Raw genomic sequence first — 17,250 nt, forward strand, 5'->3', positions numbered from 1 at the left:
CTCAGCGGTACGCGACACCCAGGGCCGTGGTGACCGCGGCCAGGGCGTCGGCGTGGCTGAGGCCGAGGCGGGCGGCGCGTTCCGCGTAGTCGGTGGCGGCCGCGGCGGCGAGGCGGTGGGCGGTGTCGCCGGTGGCGGCGATCAGGGTGCCGCGGCGGCCGTGGGTCTCGACCACGCCGTCGGCCTCGAGTTCGCGGTAGGCGCGGGCCACCGTGTTGGCGGCCAGGCCGAGTTCCTCGGCGAGGGCCCGGACGGTGGGGAGCTTGAGTCCGGCGGGCAGTGCCCCGCTCCGCGCCTGGTCGGCGATCTGGGCCCGGACCTGCTCGTACGGGGGAGTGGCGGCGTCGTGGTCGACGGACAGCTGCACGGGATCTCCTGACGGTTCGTTACCCGTCATTCTGCCGCAGGAAGGCCGATGGCCCCCCACCGTGAACGGTGGGGGGCCATCGGCTGTGGCGGGTACGAGAATCAGTGGTGGCCGTGGCCGCTGGTGATCTCGTGGTGCTCCTCGGCGGTGGGCTTGGGGATCTGGTTCCCCTCGCCGTAGAAGCCCTGGGAGAGCTTCGCGCGGGTCTTGGCGAGGACGCCGACCTTGCGCTTGACGCCGTTCTCGTCGACCTCGTCCGGCAGCTCGATCGGCTTGGGCTGCTCGTGCGCGGTGATGGTGTGCAGCTTGCCCGCGGGCAGCTGGGCGTGCACCTCGACGAACTCACCGTGCGGCAGGCGCTTGATGACGCCGGTCTCGCGACCGTGCAGCACCTTGTCCTTGTCGCGGCGCTGGAGGCCGAGGCACCAGCGCTTGGTGACGAAGAAGGTGATCACCGGCACCACGAAGAACCCGACCCGCACGAAGTACGTGATGTCGTTCAGCGAGAGGTGCAGGTGGGTGGCGAACAGGTCGTTGCCACCGCCGACCAGCAGGACCAGGTAGAGGCTGATCCAGGCCGCGCCGAGACCGGTGCGGACCGGGGCGTTGCGCGGGCGGTCCAGGATGTGGTGCTCGCGCTTGTCGCCGGTCACCCAGCTCTCGATGAACGGGTAGACCGCGATGGCCACCAGCACCAGCGGGAAGATCATCAGCGGGATGAACACACCCAGGTTCAGGGTGTGGCCCCAGAGGCCGATCTCCCAGCCCGGCATGATGCGGATCAGACCCTCGGAGAAGCCCATGTACCAGTCGGGCTGCGCGTCGGTGGAGACCTGGTCGGGGCGGTACGGACCGTACGCCCAGATCGGGTTGATGGTCGCGATCGCCGAGACGGCCGAGATGATGCCGAAGACCAGGAAGAAGAAGCCACCGGCCTTGGCCATGTAGACCGGCATCAGCGGCATGCCGACGACGTTCTTCTCGGTCTTGCCCGGGCCCGCCCACTGGGTGTGCTTGTGGTAGAAGACCAGGATCAGGTGGGCCACCAGCAGGCCCAGCATGACGCCCGGGATCAGCAGCACGTGGATGGTGAAGAACCGCGGCACGATGTCGGTGCCGGGGAACTCCCCGCCGAACAGGAACATCTGCAGGTAGGTGCCGACCAGCGGCACGGCCAGGACCGCGCCCTCCATGAAGCGGATACCCGTACCGGAGAGCAGGTCGTCCGGGAGCGAGTAGCCCATGAAGCCGTCGAACATGCCCAGGAACAGCAGCAGGAAGCCGAACAGCCAGTTGACCTCGCGCGGCTTGCGGAACGCGCCGGTGAAGAACACGCGCATCATGTGCACGAGCATCGCGGCGACGAACACCAGCGCGGCCCAGTGGTGGATCTGACGGATCAGCAGACCGCCGCGGACCTCGAACGAGATGTCCAGCGTGGAGGCGTACGCCTCCGACATCCTGATGCCCTGGAGCGGGGCGTACGAGCCGTGGTACACGGTCTCGCCCATGCTCGGGGTGAAGAACAGCGTCAGGTAGACGCCGGTCAGGATGATGATGATGAAGGTGTAGAGGCAGATCTCACCGAGCATGAAGGACCAGTGGTCCGGGAAGATCTTCCGCAGGTTGGCCTTGGCCAGGGTGTAGAGGCCGAGACGGCCGTCCACCCAGTCCGCGGCCGACTCCGCCTTGTTGGCGGGCTTGGCACGGGTGCTGGCCGGCTTTGCGGCACCCTTGGTGCTGCTCGCGGTCATCGGCTGCGCTCCCAGTAACTCGGGCCAACGGGCTCGTCGAAGTCGCCGGTGGCGACCAGGTAGCCCTTTTCGTCAACAGTGATCTTCAGCTGCGGCAGCGGGTGACCGGCCGGGCCGAAGATGACGCGGGCGCCGTCCGCCAGGTCGAAGGTCGACTGGTGGCAGGGGCAGAGCGCGTGGTGGGTCTGCTGCTCGTAGAGGCTGATCGGGCAGCCGACGTGGGTGCAGATCTTCGAGTAGGCGAGGATGCCCTCGAAGCCCTTGTCCCGGGACTCCTTGTCCTTGATGTCCTCCGGAGCGATCCGGATCAGCATCAGGGCGTCCTTGGCGATCTGGACCTGGAACTCGTGCGAGTCCTCCTCCAGACCCTCGGGCTTCGCGAAGCTCAGCGAGCCGACCACGATGTCCTCGGGCTTCATCGGCTCGTTGGTGTTCATGTTGATCAGCTGGATCGGCTTGGCCTTGGTGGCCTCCTTCCAGCCGGTGTGCTCCAGCTTGTCCTCGGGCAGCGGCCCGAGGTCGCGGAGCAGCACCACACCGGAGAGCGGCACCAGGGCCATCGACCCGATCAGGGTGTTGCGGATCATCTTGCGGCGGCCGAAGCCGGACTCGGCGGCGCCGGTCTTGAACTGCTCGATGACGTCCGCGCGGACCTCGTCGTCGGCCTCGATCGCGTGGCGCTCGGCCGGCAGCTCGTGGTCCGACATCAGGGTGCGGGCCCAGTGGACCGCGCCCGCGCCGATGCAGAAGAGCGCCACCCCGAGGGTCAGGCCGAGCGAGAAGTTCAGCGCGCTGACGTGACCGATCGGGAAGATGTAGACGATCTTGTCGATCGGGAAGATCACGAAGGACGCGATGAACCCGACCGTCGACAGCATCGACAGGATGAAGAGCAGCGAGACCTGACGCTCGGCCCGCTTGGCGGCCCGCTCGTCGATGTCGGTGCGACGCGGCTCGTGGGCCGGCAGGCCCGGGTCGGCGAACGGGTCACCGTGTGCGGCGACCTCGGTGCCGTGGGAGTCGTGCGACTCCGGCAGGGTGTCCTTGGACATGTTGTCGTGGCTCATGACTTCTTGGCCTTGGTGGTGTGGGCGGCGACCCAGATCGCGATCGCGATCAGGCTGCCGAGTCCGAAGATCCAACCGAACAGACCCTCGGTCACCGGGCCGAGGCTGCCCAGGCTCAGACCGCCGGGGTTGGGCTCGTCATTGGTGGTGTGGCGGACGAAGGCCACGATCTGACGCTTCTGCTCCTCGGGCATGATGCCGTCGGGGAAGGAGGGCATGTTCTGCGGGCCGGTCTGCATGGCCTCGTAGATGTGCTTGGGGTCCACGCCGTCCAGCGCGGGAGCGTACTTGCCCTGCGACAGGGCACCGCCCTGGCCCGCGAAGTTGTGGCACTGGGAGCAGTTGGTGCGGAACAGCTCGCCGCCCTTGGCGACGTCGTCCGGGTTGGTCGAGGTGTACTGCTCCTTGGCCGGAGCGACCGGGCCGGGGCCGAGCGAGGCCACGAAGGCGGCCATCTGGTCGATCTCGGCCTGGGAGTAGATGTTCTTCTTCTTCGGCACCTGGGCGCCGGGCTGCTGAGCCGGCATCCGGCCGGTGGCAACCTGGAAGTCCACCGCTGCGGAACCGACGCCGACCAGGCTCGGACCGTCCGAGCTGCCCTGCCCGTTCAGACCGTGGCAGGAGGAGCAGCCCACGGCGAAGAGCTTCTTGCCCTCGTCGATCGCGAGCGACTGCACCGAGCTGTCGGCCTGCGCCTTCTCGGCGGGCAGGAACGCGGCGTACAGCCCCCCGGTGGCCGCCAGGGCGAAGAGTAGGACGACCAGCGCCGCCAGTGGATGGCGCCGTCGTGCGGAGAGCTTTTTCACGGATTAACCCCGGGGTCAGGATCTGGTCGGCTGGTGGGCGTGCCTCGCGGCCCGGTCTGCCCGGGCCGGCTGCGGGGACGCGCGCGGTCGGTCGGTGCGGGTACGGCTCCGGCCGTCGGCCAGCGACCTGATCAGCTGGTTACTTGATCAGGTAGATGGTCGCGAACAGGGCGATCCACACGACGTCGACGAAGTGCCAGTAGTACGACACCACGATCGCGGCGGTGGCCTGCTCGTGCGTGAACCGCTTGGCTGCGTACGTCCGTGCCAGGACCAGCAGGAACGCGATCAGACCACCCGTCACGTGCATGCCGTGGAAGCCGGTGGTCAGGTAGAACACCGTGCCGTACGGGTCCGAGGACAGCGAGAGGCCGTCCTTCTTGACCAGCTCGGTGTACTCGAAGATCTGGCCGCCGATGAAGATCGCGCCCATCACGAAGGTGATGATGAACCACGAGCGGAGCTTCTTCACGTCACCGCGCTCGGCGGCGAAGACGCCGAGCTGGCAGGTGAGGGAGGAGAGCACCAGGATCGTGGTGTTCACCGAGGAGAAGGGCACGTTGAGCGCGTGGGCCTTCTCAGACCAGAACTCCGCGCCCTTGACCGAGCGGAGCGTGAAGTACATCGCGAACAGGGCCGCGAAGAACATCAGCTCCGAGCTCAGCCAGACGATGGTTCCGACGCTGACCAGGTTCGGCCTGTTGACCGCTCCGTGCGCGTGTCCGGTTTCTGTTGCTGTTGCTGTCGCCACGACGGACATTATGTCGGTCCCTTATTCCGTCTTCACGCCGGGGGGTGTACCTCGGAGTGTCCGGTGCGTGCGGTATGCCCCGTTGGCAGCCGACGGGGCGTCGGACGAGGGCTCCGAGGAGGTGGCGTCCCATTTCTGACGGTTCATTGACGGCAGGAGTACCCGTTCGCCCCGCGTGTCCTTGCGGGGCGCGAGGGGGTCGGTCGGCTAGCGGGTCCGCCGTACGAGTGGAACAGCTCTTCTGGGGTGACGATCCGTCGCCCGTGTGCGCGACGGGCGTGGCGGCTCGTCCGAGGGAGATCGCGCCAGAGGGTCACCACGAGGGGTGTGCGGGAGTAGCATCCGGAAGTGAACGTGGTCCGGGTCACACCGGGCCGGAGCACAGCCATATAAGAGGACGAGTACCCGGGAGCAGGGCCCATGGCGCACACGACCGACGAGACGCTCACCGTCCTCGTCTACAGCGACGACCGGAACACCCGTGAGCAGGTCACCCTCGCGCTGGGCCGCCGCCCCGCCGCCGACCTCCCCGAGGTCGACGTGCTGGAGTGCGCCACGGTGCCCGCCGTGCTCCGCGCCCTGGAGAAGGGCGGGATCGACCTCTGCGTGCTGGACGGCGAGGCCGTCCCGGCCGGCGGCCTCGGGGTGGCCCGGCAGATCAAGGACGAGATCTACGGCTGCCCGCCGGTGCTGGTGCTGATCGGCCGGCCGCAGGACTCCTGGCTGGCCGCCTGGAGCCGGGCCGAGGCCGCGATCTCCCACCCGGTGGACCCGGTGGCGCTGGCGGAGGCCGCCGCCACCCTGCTCCGGGCCCGGGCGGCCAAGCGGACGCCCGCCCACCGCTGAGGCCCCGTCAGGCCGCGTCTCACCTGTAGAGAAGGACCCCGCGTCCGGGCACCCCGGATCGCTAGGCTGGCTCCAGCATCCCCGATCGAGAGCTGGAGTCAGCCATGGTGAACGCGCAACCTGCGAACGGCGGTAGCGACCCCGCGCAGGTGGTCCGCACCTGGCCGGACCTGCTGAGCACGCTGCTGGCCGGGCAGGACCTCGGTCAGGCCGACACCGCCTGGGCGATGGACCGGATCATGGGCGGCGAGGCCACCCCCGTCCAGGTGGCCGGCTTCGTGGTCGCGCTGCGGGCCAAGGGCGAGACCGTGGACGAGATCGCCGGCCTGGTCGACTCGATGTACGCGCACGCCCAGCAACTGCACATCCCGGGCCCGGCGGTGGACATCGTGGGCACCGGCGGCGACCGGGCCAAGACGGTGAACATCTCCACCATGTCGGCGATCGTCGCGGCGGCCGCCGGGGCCAAGGTGGTCAAGCACGGCAACCGGGCCGCCTCCTCCGCCAGCGGCGCCACCGACGTACTCGAGAAGCTCGGCATCAGCCCGGACGTGACGCCCGCCCGGGTGGCCGAGATCGCCGAGGAGGTCGGCCTGACCTTCTGTCCGGCGCCGATGTTCCACCCGGCGATGCGGCACGCCGCCCCGGCCCGCCGCGACCTCGGGGTGCCGACCGCCTTCAACATCCTCGGCCCGCTGACCAACCCGGCCCGGGTCACCGCGCACGCGATCGGCTGCTTCGACACCCGGCTGGCCGGGCTGATCGCCGGCGTGCTGGCCCGGCGCGGTGCCACCGCGCTGGTCTTCCGGGGCGACGACGGTCTGGACGAGCTGACCATCTCCACCACCTCGCACGTCTGGCTGGTGAAGGACGGTCAGGTCACCGAGACCACCTTCGACCCGCGTGACGTCGGCATCGAGCCGGTCGGCATCGAGGCGCTGCGCGGCGGCGACCCGCAGTTCAACGCCGACGTGGCCCGCCGGATGCTGGCGGGGGAGCGCGGCCCGGTCCGGGACGCCGTCCTGCTGAACAGCGCCGCCGCGCTGACCGCGCTGGAGCTGACCGACGCCCCGCTGGCCGAGCAGCTCGCGGCCGGCATGGCGCGGGCTGCCGCCGCCATCGACTCGGGCGCGGCGGAGGCCCTGCTGAAGGACTGGGCGGCGGCCACCACCCGTACCTGAACGGTGAGTTGAAGGCCCGGCAGGCTGCCTGCCGGGCCTTCGCGCTGTCCGGATGGCGGACGGGTGTTTGACCACTTTCGGAGGCTCGCCTAGAGTCCTCGGCAGGTCATGAGTGACAGCGACAAGCCCCAGCTTGCTGTCCGGCAACCCTCCGTCCGTGGCGGGGTGCCCTGGGTGAGGACCGGGCTCCGCGGCGAACCGTCCGCGTGGCAAGCGCGGACGTCGGCGGCACAGCTGCACCCCGAGGTCCCGGACCTTCCGAGGAGTGCACTCCCATGTCTGTTTCCACCGAAATCTGCGCCCCGCTCGCCGTCCTCGGCCACGACGTCCAGGTCCCGCTGGTCACCGGCGAGAAGGTCAGCTACGCCGCCCTGGACTACGCCGCCAGCTCCCCGGCGCTTCAGCGGGTCTGGGACGACGTCGCCGCCTACGCCCCGTACTACGGCAGCGTGCACCGCGGCGCCGGGTACCTCTCGCAGCTCTCCACCGACCTGTTCGAGCAGAGCCGCCGCACCGTCGAGGAGTTCCTCGACCTGCGCGAGGGCGACCAGGTGGTCTTCACCCGGGCCACCACCGACTCGCTCAACCTGCTGGCCGGCGTGCTGCCCGCCGGCACCCGGGTGTTCGCCTTCGAGACCGAGCACCACGCCTCGCTGCTGCCCTGGCGCCGGGACGGCCTGACCGTCAGTTACCTGCGCGCCCCGCGCTCGCACGCCGAGGCGGTCGCCGCCCTGGACGCCGCGCTGGCCGAGCAGCCCGCCGAGCACCGGCTGTTCTGCGTCACCGGCGCCTCCAACGTCACCGGCGAGCTCTGGCCGGTCGCCGAGCTCACCGAGGTCGCCCACCGGCACGGCGCCCGGGTGGTGCTGGACGCCGCCCAGCTGGCGCCCCACCACCGGGTCTCGGTGCGGGAGTTGGGCGTGGACTGGATCGCCTTCTCCGGCCACAAGCTGTACGCCCCGTTCGGCGCCGGGGTGCTGGCCGGGCGCAGCGACTGGCTGGACGCGGCCGAGCCGTACCTGGCCGGCGGCGGCGCCAGCCGGACCGTCGCCCGCGAGCTGGACGGCTCGGTCGCGGTCGAGTGGCAGACCGGCCCGGCCCGGCACGAGGCCGGCTCCCCGAACGTGATCGGCGCCTACGCGGTGGCCTCCGCCTGCCGGGCGCTCACCGAGGCCGGGTTCGACGCGCTGGAGGCGCGCGAGCAGCAGCTGATCGACCGGCTGCAGGCCGGGCTGGCCGAGATCCCGGAGGTCCGGGTGCTCAGCCTGTTCGGTACCGATGCCGCCCGGGTCGGGGTGCTGTCCTTCGTGGTGCAGGGCTGGAACAGCTCGCACTTCTCGGCGGCGCTGTCCGCCGAGTACGGGATCGGCGTGCGGGACGGGCTGTTCTGCGCCCACCCGCTGGTGCGGACCCTGCTCGGCGGCGAGGAGGCCGCACCGTCCGAGTGCGGCGCGCCGGAGCCGTCGCTGCCCGGCGAGCGCAGCCTGAACGCGATCCGGGTGAGCTTCGGGGCGGGGACGCCGGACGAGCACCTGGAGCGGTTCCTGGGGGCCGTCCGCGAGCTCGTCTCCGACGGGGCGGCTTGGAGCTACCGCAGCGAGGGCGGGCGCTGCGTGGCCGACACTCGGCGGTGAAAGGGCAACCACCAGGGGCTCGGGGAACTGCGACGCCGACCTCGGGAGCGTTCAACGTGCGTGGGTGGTCAGGCACTTTCGCAGTGATGCCCGCCAGCCACGAACCGTCGCCGTTCCCCGAGCCCCTGGGTGGTGCAACTTGCCGTCTGCTTATTCGTCCAGGCCCAGGGCGAAGGCTGCTTCGAGGTCGTGCTTGGAGTAGGTGCGGAAGGCGATCTGGGTCTCGGTGTGTTCGACGCCCGGGATCTTGTTGAGGCGGCCGGGGATCACGGTGGCGAGGTCGTCGTGGTGGCGGACCCGGACCATCGCGACCAGGTCGTAGCCACCCGTCACGGAGTAGACCTCGCTGACGCCCTCGATCGAGGCGATCGCCTCGGCGATCTCGGGAATCCGGTCGACGCTGGTCCTGATGAGCACGATCGCGGTGATCACTCTGTCGCTCCTGTCCGTGGGTTCCGGGTCAGCGTAACGGTGAGCCAGGTGGCCAGGTACCCGGCGGCGAAGCCGATGACGTGCACCGGGTACGCCACCCCGGGGCCGTCCTGGCGGACCGAGAGCCACTGCAGCAGGAACCACAGGCCGAGCACCAGCCAGGCCGGGAAGCGCAGCGGCAGGAAGAGCAGCAGCGGCACCAGCGTGGTCACCCGGGCCTGGGGGTACAGCCGGAGGTAGCACCCGAGCACCCCGGCGATCGCGCCGGAGGCGCCGACCAGCGCCCGGACCGACTCCGTCCCGTGCGCCTCGGTCACCGCCCAGCCGTAGGTGGCCAGGTAACCGACCGTCAGGTAGCCGAGCAGGAACCGTACCCGGCCGAACCGCTGCTCGACCCCGGGGCCGAAGACGAACAGGAACAGCATGTTCCCGAGCAGGTGCAGCCACCCCGCGTGCACGAACAGCGAGCTGAGCACCGAGAGCACCGGGATCTTCCGGGGCGTCACCCGGGGCGGGCAGTCCGCGGTGGCCGGGGGCAGCCGGTCCAGCTGAGCGGTCGTCAGCGGACGGTTCGACAGCAGCTCGGCGGGCACCGCGCCCCAGCGCTGCTCGTACCGCTGCTCGGCGCAGACCCGGCCCTGGCCGGTGCCGTAGCGGGGGTTGAGCCCGAAGCTCGGGCCGATCAGCAGGGTCAGCACGCTCAGCCCGATCAGCGTGAAGGTGACGATCGGGGGGCGCTCCGGTGTCCTGCCGCCCGGGGCGTCGAGGTGGTCCAGGACGGGGATGGCCATAGCGGAGAGCATTCCTCCGGACGGCTCCGGCGACACCGCCGGGTACTGCGGGTGGCCTAGGGGCTGTCTCCCGACTCGCGCCGGGCGGTCGCCGCCGGGGCACGCACCTCGCCGGCTTCTCGTCGGTCGCCGATGCGCTGCATCAGGCTCCCTCCTCGGCGCCGCCGAGGCACGCACCCCAACGCCGCCCACTATCCGACGCGAGTCGGGAGACAGCCCCTGCCCGCATCACGGACCAGGTGGACCCGGTCCTACCGGCAGGCAATAGGCTTGGCCCTCCGGACCCTGGGTGACCGCCGCGAGGCAGCACCAACGAGAGGACTTGGCAGAATGACGATCGCCGCCCCGACCGCTGAGACCCGCTGGCGCTGCACGCTCTGTGGCAACCTGACCCGCTTCGACGTGACCCGGTCCTCCCGGGTGGTGGAGTTCCTGCACTTCGACCTGGCCGGTGACTCCAAGGTGGAGGAGACCGAGGTGCTGACCGAGACGCTGGAGTCGGTCCGCTGCCGCTGGTGCAACGCGGTCGACCAGGTCGAGTTGGTGGCACGTCCGGACGCCGAGCAGGCGGCGGAGGAGCAGCAGCAGTCCTGACCCTGGGGACCGGCCCGGGCCCGCGCGGAGTGTGGCGCGGGTCGGGCCGGGGCAGGTAACCGCGACAATTGCAGAGAGCGGTGTGTTTGAGGGCAGCGGCAACCAGCCGTACGGACCCCGCGGAGCAGGATCGGAGCCGAGGACGTGGTGGACGCAGCAAGGGGGGCGGCCGAGTCGCAGGAGCAGCCTCCCGCGGCCACGACCCCGGCCGCTCCTGGGCCGGCCGATGCCCCGTCGCCCGCTCCCGCCGACGGCCCTGACCCCACCGTGGACAGCCCGGAGCAGCTCGGCCGGCCGCTCCCCGAGGGCGTCCGGCACCGGGTGGTGGGGATCGCCGCCGACGCGCTCGGCGGCCTGCCGGCGGCCGAACTGCCGGTCTCACTGCGCCAGTACGCGAAGTTCACCCCGGCCCGGCGGGCCAAGTACGCGGCCACCGCGCTGGCCGCCGCGCTGGAGGCGGACCCGGCCTTCCGGCTGCGGATAGCCGATCGGCTCCGGCTCGGGCAGCCGGATCTGGTGCAGGCGCTGGAGGCGGGCAGCGTGCCGGGCGCCGCCGACCCGATGGACGTGGCGGCGGCCGCCTACCTGCTCCGGCCGGCGGGCTGGGCCCGGCTGGTCAGCGAGGCGGGCGAGCAGGTCGAGCGGGCCGGCGCCGAGGGCGCGGCGGCCGAGGCGGCCCGGCTGGTCGAGAAGCTCCAGGAGGAGCTGGCCGAGCTGCGCGCCCAGTCCAGGGCCGACCTGGACCGGCAGCGGGCCGACTCCGAGGGCGTCCGACGCGAGGCCGAGTCGCTCCGGAAGAAGGTCCGCACGCTGGAGAGCGACACCCGGCGGGCGCAGGCCGAGGCTCGCAAGGCGCAGTCCGAGCTGGCCGAGGCGCGGGCCGCGGCGGCCACCGAGCACAGTGCGGCGGAGGCCGAGGCCCGTCGGCTCCGGCACCGGATCACCGAGTTGGAGACCGCGTTGGAGACCGGCCGCCGCTCGGCCCGGGAGGGCCGCAGCGTCGAGGACATGCGGCTGCGGCTGCTGCTGGACACCGTGCTGCAGTCCGCCCAGGGCCTCCAGCGGGAGCTGGCGCTGCCGGTGGCGCAGATCCACCCGGCCGATCTGGTGGACGCGGTGGCCCCGGCCTCGGCCTCGCCGCACGACGTGGCCCGGCGGGCGCTGGCCGAGGACGACCCGGCGCTGCTGGACCAGCTGCTGGCGATCCCTCAGGTCCACCTGGTGGTGGACGGCTACAACGTGACCAAGACCGGGTACCCGACGCTGCCGCTGGAGCAGCAGCGGATCCGGCTGCTCGGCGGTCTGGCGATGCTGGCCCAGCGCACCCAGGCCGAGGTGACCTGTGTCTTCGACGGCCAGGACCTGGACGTGCCGGTGATCCTGGCGCCGCCGCGCGGGGTCAGGGTCCGGTTCAGCCGGACCGGCGAGACCGCGGACGAGCTGATCCGGCGGCTGGTCAGGGCCGAGCCGCAGGGACGTCCGGTGGTGGTGGTCTCCACCGACAAGGAGGTCGCCGACGGCGTGAAGAAGGCCGGTGCGCGCCCGGTGGCCTCGCTGCTCCTGCTGAAGCGGCTGGCCAGGCCGTAAGCCTGACTGACGGCTGGTCAGGGCGGGTGACCGGGTTGTGTCGGTCCGGTGAATTCCGGTCTGTGGGCGGAAGTTCGTAGGGGTAGGGGAGTGGCGCACCCGTGACAACTTCACTAGGGTCGGGCGTCAAACCTATATTCTGGACAAGCACCCGAACGGGTGAGGTCGCGTCCAGGAGTGATGAAGGAGCTAGTCCTTTGGCTTCCCACCGCCGCCCCAAGCAGCCGAGCCGTGCACGGGTCTCCGTGCTGACCGCTGCCGCAGCGACCGCGGTCGCCCTGTCGGCCCAGGCGGGTGCCCACGCGGCGCCGGCCAAGCCGAGCAAGGACGAGGTGAAGGTCCAGGTCGACCAGCTCTTCACCGAGCAGGAGCAGGCCGCCGAGCGCTACAACGGCGCCAAGGAGCGGACCGACCAGCTGCGCAAGCAGGCCGACCAGCTCCAGGACCAGGTGGCCCGCGGCCAGGAGCAGATGACGCAGCTTCAGGGCGGCCTGGCGGCCGTGGCGGCGCAGGAGTACCGCGACGGCGGGGTGGACCCCTCGGTCGCGCTGATGCTCTCCTCCGACCCGGAGAACTACCTGAGCAAGGCGTCCAGCGTCGACCAGGTGAACCAGACCCAGTCGCAGACCCTGAAGTCGCTGCAGGACCAGCAGCGCCGGCTGGACCAGCAGAAGGTCGAGGCCGCGGAGACGCTGGCCGAGCTGGACCGCAACACCAAGGTGCTGAACGACGCCAAGGCCGAGGTGCAGAAGAAGCTGGCCGAGGCGCAGAAGCTGCTCAACCAGCTGAGCTCGGCCGACCGGAACGCCGTCCTGGGCGACCGCGCCTCGCGCGGCGGGGAGCGGATCGACGTCGGCTCGCTGCCGGCCGTCGGCGGCTACGCCGGTGTGGCGGTCAACGCCGCGATGGGCAAGCAGGGCAAGCCGTACGTCTGGGGTGCCACCGGACCGAACTCCTTCGACTGCTCCGGCCTGGTGGTCTGGGCGTACCAGCAGGCGGGCGTCTCGCTGCCGCGCACCTCGCAGGAGCAGGCCACCGTCGGCACCAACGTCGGCAAGGACTACGCCAACGCGCAGCCGGGCGACCTGGTGGTCTACCACTCGGACGCGCACCACATCGGGATCTACATCGGCAACGGCTACGTGGTGCACGCGCCGCACACCGGTGACGTCGTGAAGATCATGAAGGCCGACGCGATGCCGATCAAGACCATCCGCCGGGTCTGATCCACCGTCAGCCTGACACGGCATAACGGACATCTCCCCCTCAAGGCGCACAACTGACGCCCTGTGACACGCGCGGGCCCGCCAGAACCTCCCTGTGATCTGGGACACCTCTGGTGGGCCTCGCTGTGACCGCATCCTGAGAATCCATCGGCACAGCGTGCATTTCCGGTCACACTCAGTCGTATTCTCCAAAGAATCACGACTTCATTACGACTTTTTTCTTACAAGGATTTGAACCGATCACGGTTGGGTTACTAGGGTCCATCTCGAACCACCGCACTGTCGATCACCCAGCCTGGGTGGCGGCGGGGGTTACCGCCGAGTCCGAGACACAGCGAGGCAGTCCGACTGCCTTACGGGGAAGCCCGAGTGAGGGCGCTGTCGATCGGAGCCGGGGAACCATGTTCCTCGGGGTGAATCGGCGCCAGGTCGACGGACCGTCGTGAGACGGCTCGGCGGTGAGGCGTCGTAGGGCATCTCTTCCAGCCCGAACCCGTCAGCTCACCCGGTAGGCGGACGTAGGAAGAAGGAGCCCGCCTTCGTGGCGTCCCATCGTCGTCCCAAGCCTGCCAGCCGCACCCGCGTGTCGATCATCACGGCTGCCGCCGCCGCTGCGGTGGCACTGTCCGCCCAGACCGGTGCGCATGCCGACCCGACTCCCACCAAGGACGAGGTCAAGACCCAGGTCGACCAGCTGAACGAGCAGGCCGAGGTCGCGACCGAGAAGTTCAACGCGGCGACGGAGAAGCAGCAGACCCTGCAGAAGCAGGTCAGCGGCCTCCAGGACCAGGTGGCCCGGCAGCAGGCCGAGGTGACCACCCTTCAGAGCACCCTGGGTGAGATCGCCGCCGAGCAGTACCGGACCGGCGGGATATCGCCGACCGTCCAGCTGATGCTCTCCAGCAGCCCGGACGCCTTCCTAGGCCAGGCCGACTCGCTGAGCCAGCTCGGCACCTCCCAGGCGGACACCCTCAAGACGCTGAAGGGCGAGCAGAGCAAGCTCGACCAGCAGAAGTCCGAGGCGCAGAACAAGCTCGCCGACCTGGAGAAGACCACCCAGGAGCTCAAGACGGGCAAGGACGAGATCCAGGCCAAGCTGGCGAGCGCGCAGGCGCTGCTCGACACGCTCAGCCGCAAGGAGCAGGACGAGCTGCGGGCCGCCGAGGCCAAGGCCGCCGCCGAGTCGGCCACCAAGGCCGCCGCCGCCACCCCGAAGGCCGACGACCGCGCCTCGCGCTCGGAGACCCGGACCGACCTGAGCGGCCTGCCGGCCGGCTCGTACGCCGCCACCGTGATCGCCGCCGCCGAGGCGCAGATCGGCAAGCCGTACGGCTGGGGTGCCACCGGCCCGAACTCCTTCGACTGCTCCGGCCTGATGGTCTGGGCCTTCGACAAGGCCGGGATCTCGCTGCCGCGCACCTCGCAGTCGCAGATGGGGGCCGGCCAGAACATCGGCACCAACATCGCCGACGCCAAGCCCGGTGACCTGATCATCTACAGCGGGGGCGGCCACGTCGGCCTCTACGTGGGCAACGGCCAGATCGTGCACGCCCCGCACACCGGAGCCCTGGTCCGGCACGAGTCGGCCACGGTCATGTCGATCACCCGCATCGTCCGGGTCTGACCACCCGTCCGAAGCAACTCCCGCAGGCCCGGCCCCGTGCCGGGCCTGCGGCGTTTCCGGACGATCGGTCAGATGTCCGATTAATGGTCAAATATTCGGTGCTGTAGGGGTTTGGACTAGATCGCCGCGACTCGCTAACGTCTGCCCCCGGACCTTCGCTCGGAGGCCGCCCGACCCCGGGCGGCGGCGGTGGCCCGGCGCAGGAATGGAGCCGCCGCCGGTATGTCGACGTACAGTCGTTCTCCCCTGCCAGGCGCCCGCCGGTTCACCCGGGCGCTGGTGTTCACCGCCGCGGCCACCACGGTGCTCGGGATGGCCGCCACCGGCGCCGCCGGGGCCGCGCCCGGGGCCCCGGCCGAGCCGCCCACCCGCAAGGACGTCAAGGCCCAGGTCGATCAGCTCTACGAGGAAGCCGAGCAGGCCTCGGAGAAGTTCAACGCGGCGCTGGAGGAGCAGCGTCAGCTGCAGTCCGACACCGGCTCGCTGCAGAACCAGGTGGCGGTCGGCCAGGACGAGCTGAACCGGCTGCGCGCCGGGCTCGGCTCGGTGGCCGCCGCCCAGTACCGGGCGGGCGGCATCGACCCGGCGGTGCAGCTGATGCTGGACTCCGACCCGGCCGGCTACCTGTACCGGGCCCGCACCCTGGACCAGTCGGCGGAGCGGCAGAACGACACCCTGCGGCAGGTGATCGACAGTCAGCGCCGGCTCGACCAGCGGCGGGCCGAGACCACCGCCAAGCTGGCCGAGCTGGAGTCCGTCCGGCGCACCCTGAACGAGAGCAAGCAGGAGATCCGGCAGCGGCTGACCAAGGCTCAGCGGCTGCTGAACACGCTGGGCGCGGGGGAGCGGGCCAGGATGGCCGACGACGACGCCAGGGACGCCGCCAAGCGGGCCGCCCGGGGCGCCGAACGGCTCGACCTCGGCAACCTGCCCGCCGCCTCCAGTCAGGCCGCCGCCGCGCTGGCCGCCGCCAGCAGCAAGATCGGCTCCCCCTACGTCTACGGATCGACCGGGCCCCGTACGTTCGACTGTTCGGGTCTGATGTACTGGGCCTGGCGGCAGGCCGGAGTGACCCTGCCGCGCACCTCGCAGCAGCAGGCAAGCGCGGGGCAGCGGATCAGCCTCGCCGAGGCCCGGCCGGGAGACCTGGTGATCTTCTACAGGGACATGCACCACGTCGGGATGTACGCCGGCGGCGGTGTGGTCGTGCACGCGCCCTACCCCGGCGCCCGGGTCCGCTACGAGAGCGTCAGCGCGATGCCCGTCTCCGGGGTGGTGCGGGTCTGAGCGGTGCCCTGCCGTCGGCGGCCGGCCCGACCCCGGACGCCGGGGCGCGGGCCGGCGGCGCCGTGCTGTCCCGCCGGGCCGCGCTGCTGCTCGCGGCGGCCGGTCTGGTGCAGCTCTCGCCGCCGCCGGCCCGTCCGGTCCGGGTGCCGCCGGTGGCCCCGGCCACCCCGGCCGGGGCCGAGGCGGTCCCGGTCCGGCCCCGGATCGAGGCGCTGCTCGCCGACCGGGCCAGGGCGCTGCTCCGGTTGGACCGCACCGCGCTGGTGGCTGGGGTGGCCCCGGCCCACCGGGCCGCCGAGCTGACCGTACTGACCCGGCTGGCGCAGCTCCCGCTGGCCGAACTCTCCTACCGGATCACCGACTTCACCGAACCGGCCGGCGCCGCCCTGACCCTGACCGCCGAACTCGGCTGGCGGGTGGCCGACTTCGACGACCACCCGGCCGTCCTGACCCGGCGGATCGGCTGTGAGCTGGTGGACGGCGAGTGGCTGCTGACCACCGACCAGCCGGTCGGCGCCGCCGCGCTCTGGGACCTCGGCGAGGTCCGGGCGGTCCGCGGCGGGCACAGCATCGCGCTGGGCCAGGCCGAACCGGCCGTGCTGGCCGAGACGGTGGCCACCGCCGACCGGGCCGTACCGCTGGTGACCGAGGTCTGGGGCGGCGACTGGCCGGGCCGGCTGCTGCTCTGTCACCCGGCCACCGGCGAGCAGTTCGCCCAGCTGCTCGGGGTCTCCGCCGCCGGGTACCAGGGCATAGCCGCCGTCACCACGGCCGCCGCCGGGGCACCGCTGCACAGCCCGGCCGACCGGGTGCTGATCAACCCGCAGGCGTACGCCGGGCTCAGCGAGCTCGGCCGCCGGGTGGTCACCGTGCACGAGGCCACCCACGTGGCGACCCGGGCCGACACCCGGCCCTGGACGCCGCTCTGGCTCTCCGAGGGCGTCGCCGACTACACCGGCTACCGGGGCACCGGCCGCAGCCCGAAGCAGATCGCGCCGGAGCTGGCCAGGGCGGCCGCGGCCCAGGGCTTCACGGCGGCGCTGCCCGCCGACGCCGACTTCGCGGCCGGCTCGGCCGGCATCGGCCTGGCGTACGAACTCGCCTGGTCCGCCTGCGACCTGATCGCCCGCCGGTTCGGCGAGCAGCGCCTGGTCGGCTTCTACCGGGCCGTCGGGGCCACCGAGCCCGCCGGAGGCCGGGAGGAGTGGCTGGACGGGCTCTGCCGGGCCCGGCTGGGCCTCGGGCTGGCCGACCTCACCCGGCAGTGGGGCGAGGACCTGCACCAGCGCTACGCGCACTGAGC

At 71.3% G+C, this 17,250-nt stretch carries 16 protein-coding genes and 2 riboswitches; of the genes, 9 read left to right on the forward strand and 7 right to left on the reverse strand.

The genetic code is table 11. The annotated features are described in order from the left end of the window. Position 1 precedes the first annotated feature (1 nt). From F4556_RS27445 to ctaE, 5 genes are all read right to left on the reverse strand, one after another. Positions 2-397, reverse strand: a complete 396-nt coding sequence (locus tag F4556_RS27445; RefSeq protein ID WP_184920634.1) for a GntR family transcriptional regulator — start codon at positions 395-397, stop codon at positions 2-4. A 71-nt stretch (positions 398-468) separates the two neighbouring features. Next, entirely contained in the window at positions 469-2,121 is a 1,653-nt protein-coding gene (gene qcrB, locus F4556_RS27450) for a cytochrome bc1 complex cytochrome b subunit (protein WP_184920636.1), read from the reverse strand. Continuing rightward, positions 2,118-3,173 carry a cytochrome bc1 complex Rieske iron-sulfur subunit gene (qcrA, locus tag F4556_RS27455; RefSeq protein WP_376775804.1) on the reverse strand — a complete coding sequence of 352 codons (1,056 nt, stop codon included), beginning with the start codon at positions 3,171-3,173 and terminating at the stop codon, positions 2,118-2,120. The genes qcrB and qcrA overlap by 4 nt, the downstream gene beginning before the upstream one ends. A gap of 11 nt (positions 3,174-3,184) precedes the next feature. Then, positions 3,185-3,994, reverse strand: a complete 810-nt coding sequence (gene qcrC / locus F4556_RS27460) for a cytochrome bc1 complex diheme cytochrome c subunit (RefSeq protein WP_184920645.1) — start codon at positions 3,992-3,994, stop codon at positions 3,185-3,187. 139 nt (positions 3,995-4,133) lie between these two features. Continuing rightward, on the reverse strand, positions 4,134-4,754 hold the full coding sequence (gene ctaE, locus F4556_RS27465) for an aa3-type cytochrome oxidase subunit III (protein WP_184920647.1): 621 nt from the start codon (positions 4,752-4,754) through the stop codon (positions 4,134-4,136). Between the two features lie 411 nt (positions 4,755-5,165). On the opposite strand from ctaE, the gene F4556_RS27470 reads away from it, so the two are divergent. The 3 genes from F4556_RS27470 (at position 5,166) to F4556_RS27480 (ending at position 8,406) form a co-directional block, all read left to right on the forward strand. After that, on the forward strand, positions 5,166-5,591 hold the full coding sequence (locus tag F4556_RS27470) for a DNA-binding transcriptional response regulator (protein WP_184920649.1): 426 nt from the start codon (positions 5,166-5,168) through the stop codon (positions 5,589-5,591). 104 nt (positions 5,592-5,695) lie between these two features. Next, the gene (gene trpD, locus F4556_RS27475; protein ID WP_184920650.1) at positions 5,696-6,772 is read left to right on the forward strand and encodes an anthranilate phosphoribosyltransferase; all 1,077 of its coding nucleotides are present in this window, start codon (positions 5,696-5,698) and stop codon (positions 6,770-6,772) included. A gap of 104 nt (positions 6,773-6,876) precedes the next feature. After that, positions 6,877-6,994, forward strand: a riboswitch (SAM riboswitch). Between the two features lie 53 nt (positions 6,995-7,047). Next, positions 7,048-8,406 (forward strand): aminotransferase class V-fold PLP-dependent enzyme, encoded by a 1,359-nt coding sequence (locus F4556_RS27480; protein ID WP_184920652.1) that lies wholly within the window; start codon positions 7,048-7,050, stop codon positions 8,404-8,406. A gap of 150 nt (positions 8,407-8,556) precedes the next feature. On the opposite strand, the gene F4556_RS27485 is transcribed toward F4556_RS27480, so the two are convergent. Beyond that, entirely contained in the window at positions 8,557-8,838 is a 282-nt protein-coding gene (locus F4556_RS27485; RefSeq protein WP_184920654.1) for an Lrp/AsnC family transcriptional regulator, read from the reverse strand. Further along, the gene (locus F4556_RS27490; RefSeq protein WP_246511099.1) at positions 8,835-9,629 is read right to left on the reverse strand and encodes a rhomboid family intramembrane serine protease; all 795 of its coding nucleotides are present in this window, start codon (positions 9,627-9,629) and stop codon (positions 8,835-8,837) included. Before F4556_RS27490 ends, F4556_RS27485 begins: the two co-directional genes overlap by 4 nt. Before the next feature lie 330 nt (positions 9,630-9,959). On the opposite strand from F4556_RS27490, the gene F4556_RS27495 reads away from it, so the two are divergent. From F4556_RS27495 to F4556_RS27520, 6 genes are all read left to right on the forward strand, one after another. Further along, positions 9,960-10,223, forward strand: coding sequence for a hypothetical protein (locus F4556_RS27495; protein WP_184920658.1), 264 nt, complete (start codon positions 9,960-9,962; stop codon positions 10,221-10,223). Between the two features lie 267 nt (positions 10,224-10,490). Further along, positions 10,491-11,810 (forward strand): NYN domain-containing protein, encoded by a 1,320-nt coding sequence (locus F4556_RS27500; protein ID WP_313069266.1) that lies wholly within the window; start codon positions 10,491-10,493, stop codon positions 11,808-11,810. A 197-nt stretch (positions 11,811-12,007) separates the two neighbouring features. Continuing rightward, complete coding sequence (locus F4556_RS27505) at positions 12,008-13,036, forward strand: C40 family peptidase (protein WP_184920661.1); 1,029 nt, start codon at positions 12,008-12,010, stop codon at positions 13,034-13,036. Positions 13,037-13,402: 366 nt separating this feature from the next. Further along, positions 13,403-13,567: riboswitch (cyclic di-AMP (ydaO/yuaA leader) on the forward strand. Positions 13,568-13,577: 10 nt separating this feature from the next. Continuing rightward, a complete protein-coding gene (locus F4556_RS27510; protein WP_184920662.1) occupies positions 13,578-14,660 on the forward strand; it encodes a C40 family peptidase in 1,083 nt (360 codons plus the stop codon). A gap of 222 nt (positions 14,661-14,882) precedes the next feature. Further along, the gene (locus F4556_RS27515; protein WP_184920663.1) at positions 14,883-15,947 is read left to right on the forward strand and encodes a C40 family peptidase; all 1,065 of its coding nucleotides are present in this window, start codon (positions 14,883-14,885) and stop codon (positions 15,945-15,947) included. Positions 15,948-16,009: 62 nt separating this feature from the next. Beyond that, positions 16,010-17,248 carry a hypothetical protein gene (locus F4556_RS27520; protein ID WP_184920664.1) on the forward strand — a complete coding sequence of 413 codons (1,239 nt, stop codon included), beginning with the start codon at positions 16,010-16,012 and terminating at the stop codon, positions 17,246-17,248. The last annotated feature ends 2 nt before the right edge of the window (positions 17,249-17,250 follow it).

It is taken from the genome of Kitasatospora gansuensis (assembly GCF_014203705.1).
GTDB classification, from domain to species: domain Bacteria; phylum Actinomycetota; class Actinomycetes; order Streptomycetales; family Streptomycetaceae; genus Kitasatospora; species Kitasatospora gansuensis.